At 66.4% G+C, this 4,598-nt stretch carries 5 protein-coding genes; 3 read left to right on the forward strand and 2 right to left on the reverse strand.

What is annotated here, in order from left to right:
- Together QOI01_RS27800 and QOI01_RS27805 are read left to right on the forward strand one after the other, a co-directional pair.
- Window positions 1-962, forward strand: a 962-nt coding sequence (locus QOI01_RS27800; protein ID WP_526386375.1) for an MMPL family transporter, incomplete at its 5' end; no start/stop codon positions are given.
- Window positions 959-1,447, forward strand: a complete 489-nt coding sequence (locus QOI01_RS27805; RefSeq protein ID WP_526386379.1) for a DUF5078 domain-containing protein — start codon at window positions 959-961, stop codon at window positions 1,445-1,447. The genes QOI01_RS27800 and QOI01_RS27805, both read left to right, overlap by 4 nt.
- Window positions 1,448-1,520: 73 nt before the next feature.
- Here QOI01_RS27805 and QOI01_RS27810 read toward each other — a convergent pair whose 3' ends face one another.
- A complete protein-coding gene (locus tag QOI01_RS27810) occupies window positions 1,521-2,462 on the reverse strand; it encodes a hypothetical protein (protein WP_526386376.1) in 942 nt (313 codons plus the stop codon).
- A 34-nt stretch (window positions 2,463-2,496) separates the two neighbouring features.
- Between QOI01_RS27810 and QOI01_RS27815 the strand changes: the two genes are divergently transcribed.
- Window positions 2,497-3,195: a hypothetical protein gene (locus QOI01_RS27815; protein ID WP_526386377.1), complete on the forward strand. Its 699-nt coding sequence runs from the start codon at window positions 2,497-2,499 to the stop codon at window positions 3,193-3,195.
- Window positions 3,196-3,314: 119 nt separating this feature from the next.
- Here the strand turns inward: QOI01_RS27815 and QOI01_RS27820 are convergent.
- On the reverse strand, window positions 3,315-4,598 hold a 1,284-nt coding region (locus QOI01_RS27820; protein WP_526386378.1), incomplete at its 5' end, for a dipeptide ABC transporter ATP-binding protein.

Consider the following 4,598-nt stretch of genomic DNA (forward strand, 5'->3'; position numbering starts at 1 on the left):
AGTCGATGAAGACCATGATGCTGACGATGTACCAAACCCAAAAGGGTATGTCGGACCAGATGGCGGCGATGCAGGACAATCAGTCCGCGATGGGTGCGGCGTTCGACGCGTCGAAGAACGACGACTCGTTCTATCTGCCGCCGGAGATCTTCAACAATTCCGAGTTCAAGAAGGGCATGAAGAACTTCATCTCCCCCGACGGGCATGCGGTGCGCTTCATCATCAGCCACGAGGGCGATCCGATGAGCCAAGAGGGCATCTCTCACATCGACGCCATCAAACAAGCGGCGAAGGAAGCCATCAAGGGCACCCCGCTGGAGGGATCCAAGATCTACCTCGCGGGGACCGCGGCGACCTTCAAGGACATGTCCGACGCCAACCTCTTCGACCTGTTGATAGCCGGCATCGCGTCGTTGGCACTGATCTTCATCATCATGCTGCTCATCACCCGGGCCGTGGTGGCGTCGGCCGTGATCGTGGGCACGGTGGTGTTGTCGCTCGGCGCCTCGTTCGGATTGTCTGTGCTCATCTGGCAGCACCTCCTGGCCACCCCGCTGCACTGGATGGTGATGGCGATGTCGGTCATCATTTTGCTGGCGGTCGGAGCCGACTACAACCTGCTCCTGGTGTCCAGATTCAAGGAAGAGATACACGCGGGTCTCAACACTGGCATCATTAGGTCGATGGGCGGTACCGGGTCAGTGGTGACCTCCGCCGGCCTGGTGTTTGCCTTTACCATGATGTCGATGGCAGTCAGTGAGCTCACCGTCATCGGCCAGGTCGGCACCACGATCGGTCTCGGCCTGCTGTTCGATACCCTGGTTGTCCGGTCGTTCATGACGCCGGCCATCGCAGCGCTGCTTGGCAAGTGGTTCTGGTGGCCGACGGCCGTGCGACAACGACCCAAGCCGGCACCGTGGCCGAGCCCGCCGAAGCAACCCGAACCCGTCCCGACAGCCTGAGGAGAAACGTCATGTCGAAGAGCTTGCGCGATCTAGCCGTACGCAGTGGTCTGGCGGCCGCGGCCTGTGGCATCGCCGCGACGGCCTTGGCCGGCCCGGCCGCGGCGGACTCGACCGACGACTTCCCGATACCGCATCGGCTGATCGTCACCACCTGTGACACCGAGCAGTATCTGGCGGCCGCGCGTGACACCAGCCCGGTGTACTTCGAGCGGTACATGATCGACAAGAGCAATCGTCCGGCCGACGTTCAGCAGTCCGCCGAGGACCGCATCCACTGGTTCTTCTCGCTCGACGCCGCAGCTCGCCGCCAGTATTCCGAGGACACCGCTACCAACATCTACTACGAGCAGGTGGCGACCCACTGGGGTAACTGGGCGAAGGTGTTCTTCAACAACAAGGGCGTCGCCGCCAAGGCCACCGATGTCTGCATGAACTACCCGCGCGGCGACATGTCCGTGTGGGACTGGCCCGTCCACCCCTAGCAACCTTCGATACGAACACGGCCGCCGAGTTTTCACTCGGCGGCCGTGTTCGTGGGGCCACCAGGTCGGAGCATCAGTGCTGAGGACGCCGCCTGCGCCCGATGAAGACACTGAGGACGACCGCGCCGATGCTCAGTGCACCGCACGCCACGGCCACCGCGATCAGGTAGACGTCCCGCTTGTTCATCCCCGACGATGACTCGTCCGAAGCCAGCTTGAGCTGGTAATCGCCGGGTAGCGGCGCCTCCTGCGGATCGTCGAGACCCGGGAACTGCTGGGTCTTGTGAACCTCGAAACTCCGTTCGCCGGAAGGTGTCTGCTTCCATTCGCCCCAGGCTGGCGTGACGCCGTCGAGCAGTACCTTCCGCTCGCCGTACTGCGCGTCGTCGCCGACGTCCACGATCTTCGAGACACGGAACGGCTCGTAGTTGGCGTCCGAGTACCGCACATGAACGGGAACGTTGGCGTAGTTCAGCAGCCGTGGCGGAGGCGGGGGCAGGGGCTGGCCGACACCCGGGTAGTACCCGCCACCGAAGAAGCTGCCCACCGCGACATTGGCGGCCTGGTCGATCGTGTTGGAGACCACGGCCGTGAAGCTGTAGGCGGCGTACTGGGCGACCTCGAGCACGATCCTGGCCAGCGGCGGGATCCACACCACGCGGGGGGAGTTCTGGTAGACGTACACGATCCGCACCGGGTCGCGGTACGGGTTGCTCAGCACCGGGCGGTAGTACTCGTCGTACTGGACCCAGTCCGGGCGCCACTGACGCACGTTGCGGTCCCACTTGCCATCGCCCGCGAGCCGCACCCGATCCCTTTCGCGCTGACCGTTTGTGTCGAAGGGTTGCTGCTTGTCCCGGTTGCCCCAGCCCGGCAGGTCGATCACGCGCGAGATGTCGTCGATCTCCTGCTTGGGTGCGGCGACCGGCTTCTCCTCGACGATCTTCGCACTCTGGGCGATCTGGACGTCCGCATCGGGCGCCTCCAGCGTCTGCGGAGAGACCTTCTCGATCACTCGCTGCGCCGACTCCGCGGGCGACGAAGCCGACGTGGTCGCAGGAGCGCTACCGTTCTTCGCCGATTCGGACGCGGACTCGGTCGATTCACGCGTCGGGGTCGCCGTGCTGCTGCTCGACTCGAATGACTCACTCGCACCCGAGGTCGGCGACACCAGCGCCGGGGATGGGGGCGTGGATACGCCCGTCGTGTCCTGGCTGGACGTCGACGGTGTCGGGCTCGTCGAACTCTGCTCCTCCGGCGACGGTGGACTCTGTGTCTCCGACGCGACCGGTGCTGGCGTGCTGGCGGACGGAACCTCACGCGGTGCTAGCGGCGCCGCACTGGTCGCCATCGACGACGGCGCTGGCTCGGGCGCACGGGTCTCAGTGGGCGTTTCGACGGTCGGGGGCGGTTCGGGCTCGCGGGTCGGCGGTGGAGCTTCGACGGTCTCTGGCACCGGCGGCGCGACCGTCACCGGGGCCGGCGCTACGGCCGACGGCATGTCGGCCACCGTCGGCTTCTCGACCGGCGCCTGCTTCGTCGCCTCGACGGTCGGCTGTGGCGCGACCGTGGTCGTCGGACCGACGGGGTCGGTGCCGGGCTTTGCGAAGGCCGGGGCGACACCGCCCGTCAGCGCAGTCAGCGAGATGACCACTCCGGTCGCCAAGACGGCGCAGACGGTTCGCTTACGACAAATCTCCAACGGTGCACCCATCGTGCATCGACTCCTTCGCTCTCGAGGAGCGTGATAGTTGCCCACCACTGCTGCCACGTGCAGCCATCTCCCCCAACTGGCCCCGCCGACCAGAAGCTGCCGCTCACAAGAGACATCGGTCCCTGGACCGATTCGTTACACCCGAACGCCCACTCAGAGCACACCACGCGGACGGGCGGGCGGAACCGCTGCCAGCAACGCCCGGGTGTACTCATCGTGCGGCGCGGCGAAGAGGTCGACGGCGGGGCGGTATTCGACGGCCTCACCCGCGCGCATGACGAGCACGTCGTGGCTTACCCGCTGGATCACCGCTAGGTCGTGACCGATGAACAGATAGGTCAAACCCAGCTTCTTCTGCAGGTCAGCGAGTATTTCCAAGACCTTCGCCTGCACCGATACGTCGAGCGACGCGGTGGATTCGTCGAGGATCAGCAACTCGGGCTCCAGCGCCAGAGCCCGCGCAATGCTCACCCGCTGCCGCTGTCCGCCGGAGAGCTCGTGCGGATAGCGCGAAGCGAACGTTGACGACAGACCGACCAGGTCGAGCAGTTCCGCCGTGCGCGCCCGCCGGGCGCCCTTGCCGTCGACCAGTCCGTGGACGACGAGCGGCTCTCCCACCGACGCCCCGACCGGCATGCGGGGATTCAGCGACGAGAACGGATCTTGCAGGACGAGGCCGATCCGCCGCCGTAGTTCCTTCTCGGCTCGCCTTCCCCCGCTGCGACGCCTGGCGAGGAGGTCGGCGCCGTCCAGGAGCGCCCGTCCGGCGTCCGGCCGCACCAACCCCGTGAGTGCCGCGGCGACAGTCGACTTGCCGGAACCGGACTCACCGACGAGTCCCAGCGTTGATCCGCGGCGGATCTGTAACGACACGTCCTTCACCGCGTGGACGGTCGACCTGCCGGTCGGGGTCGTGACGGGGAACCGCACGTCGAGACCGGTGACCTCCAGCAGGACCGCGGCGTCGTCGGCGACTGGGGCCGGCCCGCTCCCTCCCACCAGCGGGCGGGCCCCGAGGAGTTCGCGGGTGTACGGCTGCCGGGGACGGTCGAACACCTCGAGGATCGGCGCCTGCTCGACGACCTCACCGTCGTGCAGGACGGTCACGTCGTCGGCCACCTGGCCGATCACGCCGAGGTCGTGGCTGATCCACACGACCGCCGTGCCGAAGTCTCGTTGCAGGTCGCGCACCAGATCGATGATCTGGGCCTGCGTGGTGACGTCGAGGGACGTGGTCGGTTCGTCGGCGATCAGCAGTTCGGGGTCGCATGCCAGCGCGATCGCGATCATCACCCGCTGCCTCTGCCCTCCGGACAGTTGATGCGGGTAGGAACCCAGCCTGGCTCCTGGATCCGGCAGACCGACGGCCTCGAGTAGCTCGACGGCACGGCCGCGCGCTTCCCGACGGGTCAGACGCCGATGGGCCTCGAGGGATTC

This window comes from Mycobacterium sp. (assembly GCF_032162605.1).
Classification (GTDB): domain Bacteria; phylum Actinomycetota; class Actinomycetes; order Mycobacteriales; family Mycobacteriaceae; genus Mycobacterium.